Source organism: Thalassobacillus sp. B23F22_16 (assembly GCF_043496955.1).
Taxonomy (GTDB): domain Bacteria; phylum Bacillota; class Bacilli; order Bacillales; family Halobacillaceae; genus Thalassobacillus; species Thalassobacillus devorans_A.
The window spans coordinates 17,741-36,747 of sequence record NZ_JBIEKD010000003.1 but is presented as its reverse complement, the minus strand read 5'-3'; the positions used below and the strand labels follow the sequence as shown (position 1 = coordinate 36,747).

Here is a 19,007-nt window from a genome sequence, read left to right as displayed (position 1 = left end):
ATTATCACCTCTGATCTGATAATTAATTAAGGAAGAAAATGAAAAATGTCCTTGCACCAAAGTACAAGGACATTTTTTTATCGCTTTCTGACCCGATAAAGCATAAGGTAAAAAGCCGGTAACAGCAAGAGTGTAAGCAGGGTAGAAAAAAGCAATCCAGAAACAATTGAAATTGCTAACGGACGGAACAAGACGTCACCTGAAAAAATGATTGGCGTCAAAGCGGCGATAGAAGTCAAAGATGTCAAAATGATCGGTCGTAATCTTGCTTTGCCTGCCTGTGTGACTGCCTCGACAGTTGACTCGTATTTCTTCTTATTCTGCTCAATAAATTCCACCAGTATGACGGAGTTTCTCACAACGATCCCTGATAAAGAGACAATACCTAACACGGCTAAGAAGCTTAACGGCTGCCCGGTGACAAATAAACCGATTATTGCTCCAGTCCCAGCTAAAAATACGGAGCTGGTTATCAGGAAAGGCATACTTAATGAATTGAATTGAATGGCAAGCGTCAGGTAAATCAGGAAAAGTACAATAACAAATAATTTTGCCACTTCCACGAAGAATTCACTTCGCGCATTCGATTCGCCCGTTTGGAATACCTGATAATCTCCAGATGTCTCTTGCTGATATTCCTCAATAAGTTCGTTTGATTCCTGTTCAAAGTTCGACTCTTCTCCTTTTTTCGGATAGGCTTCCAAAGTAAAAGCCCTTTTTCCATCCAGATGTGGTATCGCACCTACCTGCGTGTATTCTTCCTGGCTGATAATTTCATCTAATGAAAATGTAGCAGGCTGTTGAGGAGCATCACGATTATCCATAGAGCCGGTACGAGACTGGCTGGCAATTTGCAGTTCTTCCAAATTGACCCCATTTTCTTCTCCGTCATCCACATTTACCTGGATAGGTAAACGATCATTTCCATTATCGAATACACCAAGCGGTATCCCGGTATTGGCAATCTGCAAAAGGGAGGTTACCTGATCGGTTCCAATACCATTTTCAGCCAGTAAATCACGGTCCAGCTGATAACGGAGGAACGGTTGCTCACTGGCAGCATCCAGTGTTGTCAACTCAGTGCTTTCCAATTGGTCAAAGCGGTTTTGTATATCCTTGGATAACTCCAGGAGCTGATCTAATTCCGGTTCCTGTACTTTCAACTCAATCGGCGGTGAGGCAGGAGGACCTGATTCTATTGTATCCATGAATATTTCTGCTTCGTTAAATTGATTGCGCAGGTCATTTTCCCATTTATTAATAAAGGCCGTGGCACTGGTTTTATCACGATCAACACGGACAAGTATTTGTCCGGTATTTTCTCCCGACCTGTTTAAAGCTGAACTAAACAGGTTAGGCAGGCCGCTTCCTGCATAAACTGCTGTCTCTGTAATGACAGTATCATCACTGGAAAGGTAAGATTCCATTTCTTCAAGTGAAGCCTGTGTCTCTTCTAAGGGGGTCCCTTGTGGGTAGGTGACGGATACCGTCACTTCCGGGCGGTCTGCGCTAGGGAAAAATTCAAACGGAATTTTTATAACCAGCATAGCTAATAGCACACATGCTAAGAGTCCAATCGCTCCTGTCAACCAAGGCCGTTTTGTGACCTTTGGCAGTACTCTGTCCCCGTATAAGGCCTCTAAACGATTGAATAAACCGCCAAGCAGGCCAATCTTCTTATTTGATTTAATTTTTTTGCTTTTATGACGAGCGTATTGGACAGTCGGAATTAATGTGAATGCCATCACCGTAGAGGACAGGATGGTTAATATTAACACCATTGGCAGGGCACGGATAAAATCTCCATTGCTTCCAGACAAAAATGTTAATGGAAGAAAGCTGAATATGATCATTAAAGTAGACGTCAATATCGATATGCCTACTTCTTTGACGCCGTTGATTGTACCTTCTAAAGGCCCATCGCCCAGCTGATACCTCCGTTGGATATTATCATTCACTACAATCGCATCATCTACAAGTATTCCTATGGCTATAATCATCCCGATAATTGAAATTTGATTTAAATCAACCCCAGTATAAGGGAGTGGGATTAATCCGATAATGATCGATAAAGGTACGGCTAAACCTACCAGTATAGCGGAGGAGATTGGCAAACCGATAATCATTATGAAAAAAACAGAGAATAGCGAAATTCCAAATGACACAAGCAGGTTAGTAAAAACTTCTTCGATAATCGTATTTTGCGTGTAGAACTGTTCTGTCTCCACTCCTTCAGGTAGACTCGAAGATAATTGTTCAACTTTTTCATTGATTTGTTCTTGAAGTGCCGACATGTTCACTCCTTCCTCTGCAAGAAGGGTGACTGAAAGAGCCGGCTTTTCATTGAAGGTGATAAGATCTTGTGGATTAATGGTCGTCATCCCAACTTCTCCTACATCCCGTAAATATAAGGGTCCTTCACTATTTTGACCAATTGATATCTCTTCGAGCATTTCAATCTCAGAGATATTATCCACTACTAACTGATAAATTTTCCCATCGTTCATGGTGGTGCCAATTGCATTCGGTGCTAACTCTGAATTTACAGCTTCTATTACCTGAAAAGGGGATAGCTGATTTTCTTGGAGCGCTCCATTATCAAGAGAAAGTTCAATCTCTCTGTCTGGGAGTCCTTTGATTTCTACTTCTTCAATACCAGGGATATCTTTAAGTTCTTCTTGCCAGATGCTTAATTCTTCGTGCAACGAGTAGAAATCCTCATGATTTTCAGCTAATAAATGATAGGAGGCGGCTGCAGACATCATGAGATCAGTTTCTATTTCAGGAGAATCTGCTTCCTCAGGAAAATTCCTTGAAACATTTGTTACAGCCTGTTGAATTTTGGAATTGACTATATCTGCATTAGCATTATCTGACAAAGAAGCGGTCACAGATGAGAAGCCGGTTGTTGATGCGGAGGTGATTTCGTCAATTCCTGTAATGGTTGATATTTCTTCCTCCAGAGGAGTTGTAATCGTACGTTCCACTTCCTCCGGTGTCGCCCCTGGATAAACTGTAGACAGGGAAGTAAGGTTGACATTAATTTCAGGAATCTCTCTTTTGGGGAGTTGGAAATATGTAAAAATCCCGGTAAAGAGGAGAAGCAAGATAAAAATCCAGACAATTTTGCGGTAATGTAAAATTTTCCCCATAGTCATCCACCCTTTTAAATTATTTTAACAAAACTTATACAAATAGTTATACCACATTTTATTGCTTCTGTAACTTTTTAGAAGTAATTTATTTTAGGCTGGATGATTGTAAACGCTTTACAATTATATTCATATATTTTATAATTATCTTCCCACTATAAGGGGGAGGGATAAACAGATGATAAACCAACAGCTACTTGAAAAAGCAAAAGAAATTCGTGAGCGTGCTTACACCCCGTATTCGAAGTTCAAGGTCGGAGCAGCGCTGGTAACTAAGTCAGGAAAAACATACGAAGGATGCAACATAGAAAATGCAGCTTATCCTGTAACCTGTTGTGCAGAAAGAGTTGCCATCTTCAAGGCGATCGCTGACGGGGAGACTGAATTCCAGGAAATGGCTGTAGTTGCTGACACTGCCCGCCCGGTCCCGCCATGCGGTTCGTGCCGTCAGGTAATGAGTGAATTCTTTCCGAGCGACATGAGAATCCATACCAGTAATCTTTCAGGGAATGTGAAAACCATGACGATGGAAGAATTATTGCCGTTTTCCTTTGCGCAAAGTGATTTAGCTGCAGAAGAATAATCGATACATAAAAGCACCCAGTCCAGCTGGGTGTTTTTTATTGCCTAAAATAGTCGTTTGCCTCAGTACATGTTATGAGCCCGGCACATACCCTAATAATGAAAGATGAATCTTACAGAAAGGGGAATAAAAGATGCATCACAAAAAATGCATGGGTCCTGGCCAAACAGGACCGAGGCAGCAAGTAGTCTGCCCCACTAGACATTGTGTACAGAACAATCATTTCCTGAATGAAGTCGACGTTATCCATCCGACTCACACCACTGTCATGAATCATCATTTGACGAAAAACTACCACCACTTCCCACAAACACAATCTGTAATGAATACCTTCGATTCAGAAGATATATTCATGCCGCAACAACGCCCGGAGATGATAGGACCGATGGGAATGGGGCCGCAGGTGATGGGAGCACAAACGGGACCAATGCCGCCAATGGGCATGCCGCAACAAGGAATGGGACCTCAAGTAGCAGGAGCAGAAGATGACGGAATGATGCCACAGGGAATGCCATATGGGCCAATGGGACCTGGACCTGGCAGTTGTCACATGGGCAAAGGATGCCATCATCCATGGTGGCGTGATTAATAGTTAAAACGAGTATCTTCTCTAGGATACTCGTTTTTTTGTGCTGAAAGGATGCTATATTTAACGTTGATATTTTCTAATGAAAGTTCAATACTTGATTTTTAGAGCTTTTTGAAACAGAACATGATGGAGCTTATATGTTACTGATTGATTATAAAGCAAAAATGGATAAATCTTGGAGTTTTCTTGTCAGGAACTTGGGAAAGCGACATATGGAAGAGGAGGCAGGTTTGAGATATACTGAGTGAAGAAAGAAATCGCTCAAGGAGCCGTATGTGATGAAAACAATAGTTGTTACAGGATACAAGCCGATGGAATTGGGAATATATAAGAATGACGATCAAAGAATTTTCTATATTAAAGAAAGCCTGAAAAATAAGCTGGCAGGACTCGTGGAAGAAGGACTCGAATGGGTGTTGATTTCAGGCCAGATGGGAGTAGAGTTATGGGCCGGAGAAGTAGTGATGGACTTAAAAGAAACCTATGACATTCAGCTTGGCTTACTTCCACCATTTATCAATCAAGAATCACGATGGCCGGACGATATGAAGCACCAATATGAAGAACTAACGATGGTTGCTGATTTTTATCAGCCTATCTACGAAAAAGAATACCAGGGGCCATATCAATTTAAAGCGAAGGACCAGTTTCTGATCGATCATTCGGATGGTGTCCTGATGCTTTACGACGAGGATACACCAGGAAGTCCTGACTTTTTACGGAAAAGGGCTATAGCTGCAGAGGAAAAGGGGTATAAAATATTATATATCACTCCTTTTGATCTCCAGGAAACGGTCGAGCAGATACAAATGGCAGACCCTGATTATTGGAATCAATAAGTCATAATAAAAATTGACATTCCTTCGAAGTTTTGGAAAAATAAGAGTAAGGTGCGTAAACAGAGGTGATACTGATGTTCAATGACAAATTGAATTTAGATGGTAAACAGATTTTAGAAAAAGACTTTAAGACATCCATGAGGGGTTATAATCAGGAAGAAGTAGACGAGTTTTTAGATCTGATCATTCAGGATTATGATGTATTTAACCAGGAGATAGAACGGCTAAGACAGGAAAATGAACGTCTGAAACGGACACCTTCCAGAGAGACTACCAGAAGTCGTCCAGTCCAAAGTGAAAATCAGACGCCCAATCATCAGGTTAATTATGATGTACTAAAGCGCCTCTCCAATTTAGAAAAAGCTGTTTTTGGGAAGAAATACGCTGACTCCTAATTTGCCAAAAAATGGAGTGTGCAGGCTGTCTTCTTGTATGCTATAATAGTTATTCCATTGACAGTAATCAGTCAACTAGTTACAATTATAAAGCAGTTTTGAATACTTGGGTAATCGCTGTATGTTTAACATGCAGAGGAAAGTCCATGCTCGCACAGGCTGAGATGCCTGTAGTGTTCATGCCTGACGAAACCATAAGTCAGGGTAGCCTTTTGGCTAACGGCAGGGAAAATGCCTAAGTCCTGATGGATATGGCATTCCAACCTTGAAAGTGCCACAGTGACGTAGTCAAAGCAGAAATGCTTTGAATGGAACGCGGTAAACCCCATGAGCGAGCAACCCAAATGAAGGTAGGGGCACTCTTGGAAGGGAAATGAACCTGATAAGAGGCAAGCATTTATGCTTGCAGATAGATGATTACCACCGGAGTACGAGGTTGACCACCGCTGGCAGTACGATGGTACAGAACATGGCTTACAAAGTATTCAAAGGTCTGACTTTGAAATGATCCCTTTCTAAATGCAGTTATTGCGTTAGAAAGGGTTTTTTATACTTTTAGAAGAAAAGTTTGTTTAGATATCATTATCCATGAAAAGGAATGAATGTTTTATGCCGCAAAAAGTAACCTTGATCGCTACCGCAGCAATGGGATTGGAATCCATCGTTGCGCAGGAAGTAAAAAATCTTGGATATGAAGATGTAGAAGTGGAGAATGGCAGAGTTACCTTTGAAGCGGATATATCAGCAATCCCCAGGGCCAACCTTTGGCTTAGGACAGCTGATCGCGTCAAGCTTCAGGTTGGAAAGTTCAAAGCTTTCACCTTTGATGAATTGTTTGAAAAGACCAAAGCCCTTCCATGGGAATCTTACATACCAGAAGATGGCGAGTTCCCCGTTATTGGTAAGTCAGTGAAATCAAAATTATATAGCGTTCCTGATTGCCAATCGATTGTAAAGAAGGCGATCGTTGAACGGATGAAGCAGCGTCATGGGATCGCTTCATGGCTGAAAGAAGACGGGGCATTCTACCGTGTGGAAATTGCCTTGCATAAAGATACTGCATTACTCACAATTGATACCTCTGGTACCGGGTTGCACAAAAGAGGTTATCGAACCGGACAGGGAGAAGCGCCCTTAAAAGAGACTTTAGCTGCCGCTCTCGTGCAATTAACCAACTGGACGCCTGATAAGCCATTCGTCGATCCTTTCTGCGGCTCGGGTACCATTGCGATTGAAGCCGCGTTTATCGGTCAAAATATTGCTCCTGGCTTTAATAGAGAATTTGCATCAGAAGATTGGAATTGGATTCCTCAAAAAGTATGGGATGATGCTTTTCAGGAAGCAGAGGATCATGCAAACTACGACCAGCCTTTGGATATAACTGGTTACGATATTGACCATCGCATGATTGAAGTCTCAAAAGCAAACGCCATGGAAGCCGGGCTGGGTGATCTGATCCAGTGGAAACAGATGCAGGTAAAAGATTTGCGCCCCAAGCAGGAAAATGGGTACCTGGTGTCTAATCCTCCTTATGGAGAGCGAATCGGGGAGCGGGAAGAAGTGGAGACCATGTACAGAGATCTTGGCTCGATTATGAGAGACCATCCGACCTGGAGTGTCTACATCCTTACTTCCCATTCAGGATTTGAACAAATTTATGGGCGGCGGGCTTCTAAAAAGCGGAAATTATTCAATGGATACATCAAAACCGATTATTATCAGTTTTTTGGAAAGCGGCCGAAATAGGGGGAGACATTTGTGAGTAAAGAGTTGGAGCAGGACTTTTTGAACTTATTGAAAGAAAAAGCTTCCTATGAAGAAGCACTTGGGCTGATGTTTTGGGACTTAAGGACAAATGCACCAAAAAAAGCAGTCGGTAATCGATCAGAAGTAATTGGCATGGTGTCCCAGAAAGTTCACCAGATCACTACCTCCGATCAAATGAAGGGCTACATTGATGAGTTAAAGAACAACACCGAGAATGAGATTATCAAAAAAGCAGTGGAAAAATCAGAAGAGAGTTACAATCGGAGTGCAAAAATTCCAGCAGAAGAATATAAAGAGTATGTCATGCTGCAATCCAAAGCAGAATCCGTGTGGGAGGAAGCGAAAGAAAAAGATGACTTCGAAAGTTTCGAACCTTATCTCGAAAAACTTGTTGATTACAATCAGAAGTTTGCTGGTTATTGGGGTTATGACAATCATATCTATGATGCTCTGTTGGATAACTATGAACCTGGTGTAACAGTAGCTGTTTTAGATGATGTATTTCCTAAGGTAAGGAAGTCGTTGTCAGGTTTACTGGACACAATACAGCAGTCTCCAATTCAACCGGATCCTTCTGTGCTTCATGGGCATTTTCCAAAAGCTGATCAGGAGAAATTCAGTCTCGAGATACTTGCGCGCATGGGGTATGATTTTGAAGCGGGCAGGCTGGACGAAACAGTTCATCCATTTGCAATCGGCTTGAATATCAATGATGTCCGTGTCACCACAAAATACGATGAGAAAGATTTCCGTACCGCCGTATTTGGAACGATTCACGAAGGTGGTCACGCCCTATATGAACAGAATATCAACCCTGAACTGGCATTTACCCCCCTAGCTGATGGGACCTCAATGGGAATTCATGAGTCCCAATCGCTTTTCTGGGAAAATTTCATAGCCAGAAGTGAAGCGTTCTGGGAAAATCATTATAAGCTATTCAAAACTTATGCACCGGACAGTTTCAGTGACCTTCCGTTGGATCCTTTTTATAAAGCTATCAATGAAGTGAAACCTTCCTATATACGGATTGAAGCAGATGAACTTACGTATCCTTTACACATTATGGTCCGTTATGAACTGGAAAAAGCATTGATTGCGGGGGACATAAAGGTTAAGGACCTTCCAGAACTTTGGAATGATAAAATGGAGGAATACGTAGGAATAAGGCCACGCAATGATGCGGAAGGTGTGCTGCAGGACGTACATTGGGCAGGTGGAAGTTTCGGCTACTTCCCCTCTTATGCATTAGGTTATATGTATGCCGCCCAATTCTACAATCGTATGGAACAGGATATTGATTTTGATAAGGTAATTCGAGCAGGAGACTTTACTGGGATTAAAGAGTGGCTTACGAAAAATATACATCAATATGGGAGTATGAAAAAGCCCCTTGAAATTTTGAATGAAGTAACAGGAGAGAAGCTTAATCCTGATTATTTAGTACAATACTTGACTAAGAAATACAGTAAGATATATCAGTTTTAATATTTCTGCTAATATTGGAAAGTTGGAAAGGAAAATAGTAAAAGAGCATGGAATCCTCAATTCCATGCTCTTTTTTTCGATCATCACCCGTTTCCAATCGGCCATTCAAAAGGTGGCGATCCTGGAGGTGAATTCTGAATGATATCCACGAAAGGAATAGTATAAGCAAATGCAATCAATACGACAGTAATCCCTATCCATAACTTCCAATTCTCCAATACCAAAGGGGTCGGCTCTGAACCATCAGGCGCTTCTGCAATTGGGAATTCTTCGACGCCTTTTGGGGCCTTGAATGTCATATAGAAGAAGTTATAAAGCATGATCAGAATGCCAATGAATAGGATAGAACCACCAATCGCCTGACCGTATTGATATCCGATCCATTCTGCAGCCTGTGCGCTGCCCTGGTAGTCGGAAAATGCAGAACGTCTCGGAGCTCCAAGCAGACCTGCCAAATGCATTGAGCCTGACATGAAGAACATGCCGACAAGCCAAACAATCGTTTGCGTCATACCAAGGGTGTTGATTTTTTTGTCAATTTTCCTGCCCGTAAGTACAGGTACAAGCCAGTACGTAATTCCGAAGAAAGTAAGAATGACGGTGGTCGCAAGTGTGAGGTGGAAATGTCCAGTCACCCAGATGGTATTATGAACTACCTGGTTCATCTGATTGGAAGCGTTGATAATGCCCCCTGCACCTGCTGGAATAAATGCAACCATCCCCATGAATGGTGCGAAGAATCGAACATCTTTCCAAGGAAGATGCCGGAACCAGCCGAATAATCCTGTATACCCTTTTTGTCTGCCCGTGATTTCAAATGTAGCGAACATTGAAAATGCAGTCAACAAGGACGGTATGATAACAGCGAATGTAAGTACAACTTGAATGTATTTCCACATAGGATCAATTCCCGGCTCCAAAAGCTGATGGTGAAAACCTACTGGAATCGAGAAAATCAAAAATAGAATAAACGCAAGGCGGGCCAGCGAATCGCTGAATATCTTGCCGCCGATAATTTTTGGCAGGATGGCATACCATGCCATATAGGCAGGAAGCAGCCAGAAATAAACTAGTGGATGACCGAAATACCAGAATAAGGTTCGACTAACCAGGATATTTATTTCCCCAACTAACCCTAAGGACCAAGGAATAAATTGGATTAATACAGTAGCTGCCACACCGAGTGTGCATATAAACCACATTAGCATATTGATGACAACCATGAATGCTAACAAAGGGGAATGTTCACCCTGATGTTTCTTTTTCCATTGATACAATTGGTGGAAATTTACAAAACAGGCAATCCACGATCCTACTACGACAAACGTAAGGCCGAAGTAAAAAATCGGGTGTGCTTTCAAAGGAGCGTAGAAAGTGTATAGTACACTTGCTTTACCTAATAGAATCATGATAGCACTTGCTATTGTGCCTATGAGCATAACCCAGAAGGATGCCCATGCCCACTTTCGTTGTTTATTGGTCATCCCAACAGTCTTAGCCATTAAAGCGAACTGAAATCCAATGATGAAAAATGTAGTAAGGACCAGTCCTAATATGACACCGTGGACAGTCAAAATTTGATAATAACCGATACCGAACGGCAAATTGAAGTTACCAGTTCTTACCAATGTTTGCAGCAGTCCCATCAGACCGCCGATCAGCAAAGAAATGAAAGTGACCCACATAAATGACATAACTAATCTAGAATCAGCTTTGCTCAGCCCTGTTTTTTCTGCAATCATTCTTCATACACCTCCACGGTCGCAGTCATAAGATGGTGACCGGTACCACAATATTCATTACAAATAAGAGTATAAGTTCCCGGGTTATCTAATGTGGTTTCCAGAGTAGAAATATATCCTGGTTCCAGCATCATATTGACATTGGTGCCGGCAAGCTGAAAACCATGAATGACATCTTCAGTAGTAGCCTGGAACATTACTTTAGATCCTGCTGGTATTCGAATGGTCTTGACATTATTTCCATCTTCATCTTTACCTAAATTATAGTTGAAAGCAGAAGCAAGGACATTCAATGTATATTCTTTTTCTCCCAGTTGTTGAAGTCCAAGATTTTCTTCTTTGAACGCTTCATGTGCCTGGACATTCTGCGGATCTAATGTAACCATACAGCTTGGCGGCTGTGTACCCTGATAGAAAGCACCGATACCGAGAACAATTAAAAAGACAAGCAATGTTCCCACTCCGGATGCCATCCATATTTTTTCGTATTTATGCAGGTGCATCATAATCCCCCTTTTCCTAAGTTAAAGTACTATCGTGCTAAAAACAGGCCGAAAACGGCAAGCCAGGATAAAACTAGAAATCCTCCTACTACTGAAACGGAAATCAGTGTTCCTTTTAAATTAGGTTCGCTCGAGCTGTGCTCTTGCTCGACTTGATGTTTCAGATTTGTGCTAGGCATTTATACCCACCCCTTTCGTTTTTTTTTGCTTTTGTTATTAACTATCTTACAGCAAATTAATGTAAATTCGACTTGAAATTCACATGTTTCACAAATTGTTCAATAACAACTGAAAACACTGTAGTAAAAGGGTTTACCTGTGATTTTTATCATCGTAAGTAATAAAAATGTGTATAGTTTGTGAAAAGTGTTAAGTGTGCTATCACAAAACGAAAAGGCAAGCAATCACATAATATTGGAATAATGTGAAGAAAATTAGAACTTTTTACTTATAAGATCACTAGAGAATTAGCGGATGAGGGGTTCTTTACCAAATAATGATATAATAATGAAAAATAACCTTCAGGAGGAAAAAGATGTTTCTACCAAGTTTTAAATTAACGAATAAGTTAGCGGTTATAACAGGGGCAACCAAAGGAATTGGAAAAGCAATCGCAGTTTCTTATGCTGAAGCTGGAGCGGATGTTGTCCTCATAGCGCGATCAAAAGAACAATTGGAAGAAGTAAAGGCCGTCATTGAAGAGCTTGGAAGAAAGGCTTTTACTATACAAGCTGATGTAAACGAATATGAATTAATCAAAAAACAGATGGATGGTATTATTGCCGAACGGCCATTAGATATTTGGGTGAATAATGCAGGAATGAATATTCGCAGCGAAGCTATGGAAGTGACTGAGGCAGAGTGGGATCAGATTGTTTCAACTAATATGAAGAGTGCATTTTTCTTATCTCAATATGCTGCTGAAAATATGAAAGATAATCAGCAAGGGAAAATTATCAATATATCTTCCGTCGGAGGTCATACCGCACTTAGAACGGGTGTTGTCTATGCGATGACCAAGAGCGCTCTGATACAAATGACTAAGAACCTGGCGATGGAATGGGGAAAATATAACATTAATGTTAATGCAATTGGTCCCTGGTATTTCCCTACTGCATTGACTGAAAAGCTATTACAGGATGAAAACTATGTCCAGGATATATTGTCACGTACCCCGCTTAAACGAATAGGTAAACTGTCGGAACTGGCAGGGACTGCTGTATTCCTGGCTGCCGAAGCCAGTGATTACATGACCGGACAAACTTTGTTTGTAGATGGCGGCATGACGATCTATGGGTTTTAATAGCTGAAAAATTCGCTACATTAATAAGAAGACTGCCAAAATTAACGGCAGTCTTCTTTATTTTTCTTCTAAACTCTTTAATGAAAGCAGCTCCCTAATACATAGAACAAGCGGAACTGTACAATATAAGCCTAAAAAGGAGAACTTATGGCATACATTCTCTCTGTTGGAAAAAGTAAACCACAATATGAGATGGAACAAGAGAAAGTCAAAGCCTTAGTTGAAAATCTGTTTCCGTTGTCTGAGCGTGAAAAGCAAAGACTACTGCCTGTATTTGACCACTCTTTAATAGAGAAAAGGCAATTTGTGGTAGAAGAAGAATGGTTTAAGCAAACACATGGTTTACGGGCAAGAAATGAAATATATATCAAAGAGGCCTATCGCCATGCACTCTCGGCAATAGACGATTGTCTATCCAATCCTTTGTTTCTTAATGATAAGGTTAATGCCGATTTAATTGATATGATTATATTTGTCTCTACTACAGGGCTGGCTACTCCTTCGATGGAAGCAAGGTTGATGAATGCCAGGAATTTCCGGGAAGACGTTAAGCGGGTGCCTTTGTTCGGGCTGGGTTGTGCAGGTGGGGTAAGTGGTCTTGCAAGGGCCTATGAGTTTCTGAAAGCGTATCCCGCCAAGAATGTCCTTGTCATTAACTTGGAATTTTGTAGTTTAACTTTCCAAAAGACCGACTCCAGAAAAAGTAACTTTGTGGGCACAGCACTATTTGGTGATGGCGTTAGTGCCACGTTGGTGACTGGTTCTGATTCTGTTCTTATGGAAAAACAGAAGGGTACTGTCCCATTAATCAAGGGTACAAGCTCTAGAACGAAAAAAGATTCAATTGATGTGATGGGATGGGAAATCACTGACACAGGGTTTGAAGTGATTTTTAATAAGAGTATTCCTCATCTAGTAAAAGACTTCTGGAAAAGTCATGTTAATAATTTCATGCAGTCATACAATATGGAGACTGATGAGCTTCCATTTATAGTTGCCCACCCTGGAGGTAAAAAAGTGTTGGAATCCTATCAAGAAGTCTTGCAGATGAATAAAGAGGTTTTTCAGGCATCTTATCAAGTGTTGAGAGACCATGGGAATATGTCATCTGTTACTGTCTGTTATGTGTTGTATGAATACATGAAAGATTTTCCTTCTACAGGAACGAAGTCACTAATGGCAGCACTTGGGCCGGGGTTCAGTTCCGAGTTGATGAGTTTGGAGTGGGTATGATGCCAATTGTTTTTATGGTCTTGTTAGGAGCGGTAATTTTACAACGACTCGTAGAGCTGCTGGTTGCAAATGCTAACCGAAAGTGGGCGCTCGAACGGGGTGGAAAAGAATATGGTGAAACTCATTATAAGTGGTTTATCCTAGTCCATGCGTGCTTTTTCATAAGCTTGGCTGTTGAATCATCTTTATACTTTAATGGATGGAAACCTATTCCCTTCATTTTATTATTTTCTATCTTTACTGCTTTGCAGTTATTCCGGGTATGGTGCATTTTATCCTTAGGGAAATACTGGAATACCAGGGTGATCGTCATCCCGGGCCATGACATTATCGCAAAAGGACCTTACAGATTTTTTAAGCACCCGAATTACTGGGTGGTATTCATGGAGTTCATCATTATCCCGTTACTTTTTCAGGCTTATGCGACGGCGATCATTTTTCCGGTCCTACATTTGTTACTGTTACGAATTCGAATTCCAATAGAAGAAAAAGCCCTGCATCAATATAGCGCAGCTGATCAATTGTGACAATAATTCATATAATTATGAATCTCGATTGCCAAGAGCAGAATCGTTTGCTATAATCCTAATTAGAAATGAAAATCATTATCAATTGTAGAAAGAAGGTTCTGCATATGATAGTTATGATCGGACTAACTGTTTCTGTTTACAGTGGATTAGCCGTATATATTCTGAATAAGATTAACTCCTCTCCTGCTCGTAAATTAAAGGGGAGAAACAAGACAACGGCAAGTATGGAACAGAGACAAAAACAATATGAACACATTCTATCAGCCAGGTGACCGACACCTGGTTTTATTTTTGTTATAATAGAAAAAAGTCGAAAGGTGAGGGACTATGTCGAATATTATGTCTGTGGAAAAAGCGAAGGAATGGTCAGAGGAGAAAAATGTAGTGTTTGCGGACTGCCGGTTTGAGTTAAGTGATCCAGAACAGGGGTATAAAAAATATAAGCGGGAACACATACCGGGAGCTGCTTATTTTGATTTAGAAAAAGATTTGAGTGGAGAGATAAAAAAACATGGTGGCAGACATCCACTTCCCGACATAAATTCACTCCAAAAGAATCTTGCGGCTACAGGAATTGATAAAGACACAATCGTAATAGCTTAGGACCAAAATAATAGTGTCATGTCTGCCAGGATGTTATGGTTATTGAAATTTTGTGGATATGAACGGGTATTTATATTGAATGGTGGGCTTGATGCGTGGAAAAAGGCCGGTTTTCCAGTAGATGACAAACCAGATAACTTAAAACAGGCCGTGGAACATACAATCGAACCGCGACATGAAATGGCATGCGGAGAATCGTATGTCAGAATGAAAAAGGACCAAGAGAACACTGCCCTTATCGATTCCCGCAGCTATGAACGTTATGCTGGCTTTGAAGAACCTATCGACAAAAAGAAAGGCCATATCCCAGGAGCTTTACAATACGATTGGATCGATGTCTACAAAGAAGATGGATTATGGAAAACGGCAGAAGAATTAAGAAAACATTTCAAGGATTTGGGAAGTAAGCAGGAAATTATTGTTTATTGTGGTTCAGGAGTTACCGCTTCCTCTAACGTTATCGGCTTATGGGAAGCAGGGTTTAGTAACGTCAAACTGTATGTTGGAAGTTTTAGTGATTGGATTACTTATGAAGAAAATGAAGTGGCAACTATCAGCAAGTAAGTCAGGAACGGAATAAATTCAGACCAGAGGGTGGCGGTGCATGAAACAGCAATATACTTTAGCCTATTTTCTAGAGGATTTATGGGCAAAAGGGTTTAAACTATCAGATGAAGATGTTCGCTTCATTTATTTTGGCATGAATTCCACGAATGCTCCTGTATGGAAAGTGATTATCGCTCTCAAGGCTACGTTGCAATTCCAGCAAGCATTTGATGGAAGTTTTTATATGGGAGTTCTCGAACATATCTCCAGAGATGGTGTTACCTCTAAAAAGAAAGCATGGAGAGTTTTAGAAGCAAAAGGCCTGTCAAAACAGAAAGCAATCCGCCATAATAAACCCGCAGACTTATCATCGTAAGTCTGCGGGTCATTTTTTTAGAACCATCCGGGCAAGAGAATCCGCTTTTCCATTTTGTTTTTCAGGAATCCATTTGAAAAAGACATAAGGGAACCCTGATTGCAGTTGATTAATTTTTTCCAGCAAAGATATGAAATTAGAGTTTTTTGTATGATTTTTTTCGATGGTGTCTACCACAATTTTAGAGTCACTGCGAAATGATAAGATTTCTTCAGGAAAATGCTTCTGGCAGACTTCCAAAGCTTTGATCACTGCCCAGAATTCTGCTTCGTGATTAGACATTTCTCCTAAAGTAAAGGAAAATTCCTGATGGTCTTTGCCGTTTTTAATAAAAACCCCGGCTGCACTTGGACCAGGATCTCCTGCTGCTGCTCCATCTGTATAAACTTCAATCATTATCCTCATCCTTTAATTTCTTTCGGATTAATTATTGCTGCTTCATGTGCCATGTTGTCTCTGAAAAGTTTACGCTTAACAAAAGGGAAAATCCATAAGGATATATATTAATATAGGATATATATTAATATAGAATGATGTTTTTTATTATACGGAGGAAGATATAATTACACAAATGAAAAAGCGGCAATCCATGAGATTGCCGCTTGGTATATTGGTTTAAATTAGTTTTTTTCTACGTTGGCAGCTTGAGGGCCACGGTCGCCTTCGACGATTTCGAAAGTAACAGATTGACCTTCTTCTAGAGATTTAAAGCCTTCTTCGTTGATTGCAGAGAAGTGTACGAATACATCGTCGCCACCTTCTACTGAGATAAAGCCATAACCTTTTTCTGCGTTAAACCATTTTACTGTACCGTTTTGCATGATAAAAATCCTCCTAAAATCTTGCACGTAACACGTGTTAATTACAAAACAAATAAACCTGATATTAAGTTAATACCTATTCATCGTTTTGCTTGTTTCTAATATAGCTTATGAGTGTCTTTATTGTCAAGGAAGAATAGAAAATGATTGATAAATATTCATATCCAGCGGTCAGTCACCTTGTCAGAAAATTTAATCTTCTCCTTGGAGTATCAACAGATTGTCATCTCTGGGGTAAAATAAATACTGTACATAATAAAAGGGGGTTATTACATGAAGACGGATATAGAGATCGCGCAGCAAGCCGAAATGAAACCGATTGAAGAAATAACAAAAATGTTAGCGCTTACGAAAGATGATTGGGAACCATATGGACATTATAAAGCCAAACTTTCAGACAAACTCCTGGATAAACTGGCCGATCGCCCGGATGGAAAAGTCATTTTGACCACTTCCATCAATCCTACACCGGCAGGAGAAGGGAAGTCGACTGTAACTGTAGGACTGGGACAGGCACTGAATAAAATTAATAAAAAGGCTATTATTGCTCTAAGGGAGCCTTCTTTAGGTCCGACAATGGGGTTGAAAGGTGGAGCTGCGGGTGGAGGTTATTCTCAGGTCGTCCCCATGCAGGACATCAACCTTCATTTCACTGGAGATATCCATGCGATAACAACTGCCAATAATGCACTTTCTGCTTTTATCGATAATCACATTCACCGTGGGAATGAGCTTAACATTGACCCGAGAAGAGTTGAATGGAAACGTGTGATGGACTTGAATGACAGGGCTTTAAGAAATGTAGTCGTCGGTCTTGGGGGTCCTGTCCAGGGGATGCCGCGGGAAGATGGTTTTAATATTACCGTCGCATCTGAAATCATGGCCGTTCTGTGCCTGGCCAAAAATATGGCTGACCTGAAGCAGCGTCTTGCAAAAATACTGATCGGCTATACGTATGATAAAGAACCTGTAACGGTAGGACAATTAGGGTATGAAGGTGCTCTGACATTACTTTTAAAAGATGCTATTAAACCAAATCTGGTGCAAACATTGGAAAATACACCTGCCATCATCCATGGTGGTCCTTTCGCTAATATTGCTCATGGGTGCAATAGTGTTGTGGCGACGAAAATCGCTGCAAAGCTGGGTGACTATGTTGTAACAGAAGCTGGCTTCGGTGCTGATTTAGGAGCGGAGAAATTCATTGATATCAAAACACGTGCAGGCGAATTTGAGCCGGATGCTGTTGTCATTGTAGCTACAATCCGTGCCCTGAAAATGCATGGAGGTAAAGGTAAAAATGAGTTGGCGGAAGAAGACTTGGATGCTTTGAAAAAAGGGATGGAAAATCTGAAAAAACATATGGAAACTGTCGAAGGCTTCGGGCTGCCATATGTCATTGCCATCAACAAGTTCCCGACAGATACTGAGGAAGAAGTGAATTTTGTCCACCATTGGTGTGAGTCCAGGAATGCACTTGTATCAATCGCTGATGTTTTCGCTCAAGGTGGAGAAGGCGGTGTGGATCTGGCTGACAAAGTCGTTCAAGTATGTGAAAGAGAACAAACGAACCTCCAGTATGTTTATGAACTTGATGACAACTTAGAGCTTAAAATTCGCAAGATTGCTCAAAAGGTGTATGGAGCAGCAGATATAGAATTATCTCCAAAGGCCAAGAAACAGCTGATCCAATACGAAAAGCTCGGATTCGGTAACTTGCCTGTTTGTATGGCTAAAACCCAATATTCGTTATCAGATGACCCGAGTCTGCTTGGCAGGCCAAAGGATTTTACAGTCAACATCAGAGAGTTGCGTGCATCAGCAGGTGCTGGCTTTATCGTTGTTCTCACTGGCGATATTATGACAATGCCAGGACTACCGAAAAAACCGGCTGCTCTTAATATGGATGTGAAAGAGGACGGGACCATCACAGGTTTGTTCTAAAATGGATTACATTTAAGCTCCCTTAAATGGAAGGCTCAGTTTCAAGATATATTGTTTCCGTTACGGTAGTAACGGTGTGGAGGTCCGGGAAATCACTCGCTTTCCATGGGCGTACGGTGAGCTTCCTCGGGCTAAAGCCCTGCGGGATCTCACCATGTACTGTTCTCCCATTGGAGTCTCGCAATTTTCCGGACCTCCTTGCATTTATAAGAGAACGGAAACATCCGTACTCAAACCTTCGAATATAGAGTGAGTTAAGCATGAAATGCAATCTAAAAGCCCTCGCCTTTCTTCAAATATAATTCAGCAACTTAGAAGGGCACTACAATTTGACAGGGGTTCGTTTTCTCATCTTTCGGATGGGGTGGTTGGGAAACTGCGAGACTCCCGCGGGAGAAGGGGCTAGGCAAGACCCCACAGGGAGAGGAACGACCGAGGAGGCTTGCCAGTTCCCCCGCAGGAAAGCGAGTAGTTTCCCAGCCACCCCTGACTCGATTATGATAAAGAACCCTTGATATCTTGAAATCAAGTCTTCGACTTTTCGGCCCTTTTGTTGAATAAGCCTCTTTTGGTAAATTAACAACAACGTTCAATAT

General features: G+C 41.1%; 20 protein-coding genes and 1 other RNA gene. 15 read left to right on the top strand and 6 right to left on the bottom strand.

Going from position 1 to position 19,007, the window contains the following annotated elements; translation table 11 throughout:
• Positions 1-77: 77 nt before the first annotated feature.
• The gene (locus tag ACGTNI_RS03980) at positions 78-3,152 is read right to left on the bottom strand and encodes an efflux RND transporter permease subunit (protein ID WP_394460205.1); all 3,075 of its coding nucleotides are present in this window, start codon (positions 3,150-3,152) and stop codon (positions 78-80) included.
• Positions 3,153-3,330: 178 nt separating this feature from the next.
• Between ACGTNI_RS03980 and cdd the strand changes: the two genes are divergently transcribed.
• The 7 genes from cdd to ACGTNI_RS03945 all read left to right on the top strand — a co-directional run bounded on the left by cdd (position 3,331) and on the right by ACGTNI_RS03945 (position 8,810).
• A complete protein-coding gene (gene cdd, locus ACGTNI_RS03975; RefSeq protein ID WP_085508655.1) occupies positions 3,331-3,735 on the top strand; it encodes a cytidine deaminase in 405 nt (134 codons plus the stop codon).
• Positions 3,736-3,868: 133 nt separating this feature from the next.
• Positions 3,869-4,324, top strand: coding sequence for a CotD family spore coat protein (locus tag ACGTNI_RS03970; protein ID WP_085508654.1), 456 nt, complete (start codon positions 3,869-3,871; stop codon positions 4,322-4,324).
• Positions 4,325-4,602: 278 nt separating this feature from the next.
• The gene (locus ACGTNI_RS03965) at positions 4,603-5,163 is read left to right on the top strand and encodes an SLOG family protein (protein WP_085508653.1); all 561 of its coding nucleotides are present in this window, start codon (positions 4,603-4,605) and stop codon (positions 5,161-5,163) included.
• Positions 5,164-5,237: 74 nt separating this feature from the next.
• The gene (gpsB, locus tag ACGTNI_RS03960) at positions 5,238-5,558 is read left to right on the top strand and encodes a cell division regulator GpsB (RefSeq protein ID WP_085508652.1); all 321 of its coding nucleotides are present in this window, start codon (positions 5,238-5,240) and stop codon (positions 5,556-5,558) included.
• Between the two features lie 102 nt (positions 5,559-5,660).
• Positions 5,661-6,040: RNase P RNA component class B (gene rnpB, locus ACGTNI_RS03955), an RNA gene on the top strand.
• 127 nt (positions 6,041-6,167) lie between these two features.
• A complete protein-coding gene (locus ACGTNI_RS03950) occupies positions 6,168-7,304 on the top strand; it encodes a THUMP domain-containing class I SAM-dependent RNA methyltransferase (RefSeq protein ID WP_394460202.1) in 1,137 nt (378 codons plus the stop codon).
• Positions 7,305-7,316: 12 nt separating this feature from the next.
• Positions 7,317-8,810, top strand: coding sequence for a carboxypeptidase M32 (locus ACGTNI_RS03945; protein WP_394460200.1), 1,494 nt, complete (start codon positions 7,317-7,319; stop codon positions 8,808-8,810).
• 83 nt (positions 8,811-8,893) lie between these two features.
• Here ACGTNI_RS03945 and ACGTNI_RS03940 read toward each other — a convergent pair whose 3' ends face one another.
• The 3 genes from ACGTNI_RS03940 to ACGTNI_RS03930 are packed head-to-tail and all read right to left on the bottom strand — an operon-like array spanning position 8,894 to position 11,234.
• Positions 8,894-10,552 (bottom strand): b(o/a)3-type cytochrome-c oxidase subunit 1, encoded by a 1,659-nt coding sequence (locus tag ACGTNI_RS03940; protein WP_139823838.1) that lies wholly within the window; start codon positions 10,550-10,552, stop codon positions 8,894-8,896.
• Positions 10,549-11,055 carry a cytochrome c oxidase subunit II gene (locus tag ACGTNI_RS03935; protein ID WP_085508649.1) on the bottom strand — a complete coding sequence of 169 codons (507 nt, stop codon included), beginning with the start codon at positions 11,053-11,055 and terminating at the stop codon, positions 10,549-10,551. The genes ACGTNI_RS03940 and ACGTNI_RS03935 overlap by 4 nt, the downstream gene beginning before the upstream one ends.
• 29 nt (positions 11,056-11,084) lie before the next feature.
• Complete coding sequence (locus ACGTNI_RS03930) at positions 11,085-11,234, bottom strand: cytochrome c oxidase subunit 2A (RefSeq protein WP_139823837.1); 150 nt, start codon at positions 11,232-11,234, stop codon at positions 11,085-11,087.
• Between the two features lie 356 nt (positions 11,235-11,590).
• On the opposite strand from ACGTNI_RS03930, the gene ACGTNI_RS03925 reads away from it, so the two are divergent.
• The 7 genes from ACGTNI_RS03925 to ACGTNI_RS03895 all read left to right on the top strand — a co-directional run bounded on the left by ACGTNI_RS03925 (position 11,591) and on the right by ACGTNI_RS03895 (position 15,646).
• Complete coding sequence (locus ACGTNI_RS03925) at positions 11,591-12,358, top strand: SDR family NAD(P)-dependent oxidoreductase (protein WP_085508648.1); 768 nt, start codon at positions 11,591-11,593, stop codon at positions 12,356-12,358.
• Between the two features lie 147 nt (positions 12,359-12,505).
• Positions 12,506-13,591, top strand: coding sequence for a type III polyketide synthase (locus ACGTNI_RS03920; protein ID WP_085508647.1), 1,086 nt, complete (start codon positions 12,506-12,508; stop codon positions 13,589-13,591).
• Positions 13,591-14,118, top strand: coding sequence for an isoprenylcysteine carboxyl methyltransferase family protein (locus ACGTNI_RS03915; protein WP_085508646.1), 528 nt, complete (start codon positions 13,591-13,593; stop codon positions 14,116-14,118). The genes ACGTNI_RS03920 and ACGTNI_RS03915 overlap by 1 nt, the downstream gene beginning before the upstream one ends.
• 107 nt (positions 14,119-14,225) lie before the next feature.
• Positions 14,226-14,393: a hypothetical protein gene (locus ACGTNI_RS03910; RefSeq protein WP_394460196.1), complete on the top strand. Its 168-nt coding sequence runs from the start codon at positions 14,226-14,228 to the stop codon at positions 14,391-14,393.
• A 55-nt stretch (positions 14,394-14,448) separates the two neighbouring features.
• Positions 14,449-14,724, top strand: a complete 276-nt coding sequence (locus ACGTNI_RS03905) for a sulfurtransferase (RefSeq protein WP_394460194.1) — start codon at positions 14,449-14,451, stop codon at positions 14,722-14,724.
• Positions 14,725-14,766: 42 nt separating this feature from the next.
• Positions 14,767-15,288: a sulfurtransferase gene (locus ACGTNI_RS03900; RefSeq protein ID WP_394460192.1), complete on the top strand. Its 522-nt coding sequence runs from the start codon at positions 14,767-14,769 to the stop codon at positions 15,286-15,288.
• 40 nt (positions 15,289-15,328) lie between these two features.
• Positions 15,329-15,646 (top strand): DUF6123 family protein, encoded by a 318-nt coding sequence (locus ACGTNI_RS03895; protein WP_085508644.1) that lies wholly within the window; start codon positions 15,329-15,331, stop codon positions 15,644-15,646.
• A 9-nt stretch (positions 15,647-15,655) separates the two neighbouring features.
• Here ACGTNI_RS03895 and ACGTNI_RS03890 read toward each other — a convergent pair whose 3' ends face one another.
• Positions 15,656-16,042 carry a ribonuclease HI family protein gene (locus ACGTNI_RS03890; protein WP_085508643.1) on the bottom strand — a complete coding sequence of 129 codons (387 nt, stop codon included), beginning with the start codon at positions 16,040-16,042 and terminating at the stop codon, positions 15,656-15,658.
• Between the two features lie 224 nt (positions 16,043-16,266).
• Complete coding sequence (locus ACGTNI_RS03885) at positions 16,267-16,467, bottom strand: cold-shock protein (RefSeq protein ID WP_062446268.1); 201 nt, start codon at positions 16,465-16,467, stop codon at positions 16,267-16,269.
• A 273-nt stretch (positions 16,468-16,740) separates the two neighbouring features.
• Between ACGTNI_RS03885 and ACGTNI_RS03880 the strand changes: the two genes are divergently transcribed.
• Positions 16,741-18,411, top strand: a complete 1,671-nt coding sequence (locus ACGTNI_RS03880; protein ID WP_394460189.1) for a formate--tetrahydrofolate ligase — start codon at positions 16,741-16,743, stop codon at positions 18,409-18,411.
• Positions 18,412-19,007 lie beyond the last annotated feature (596 nt).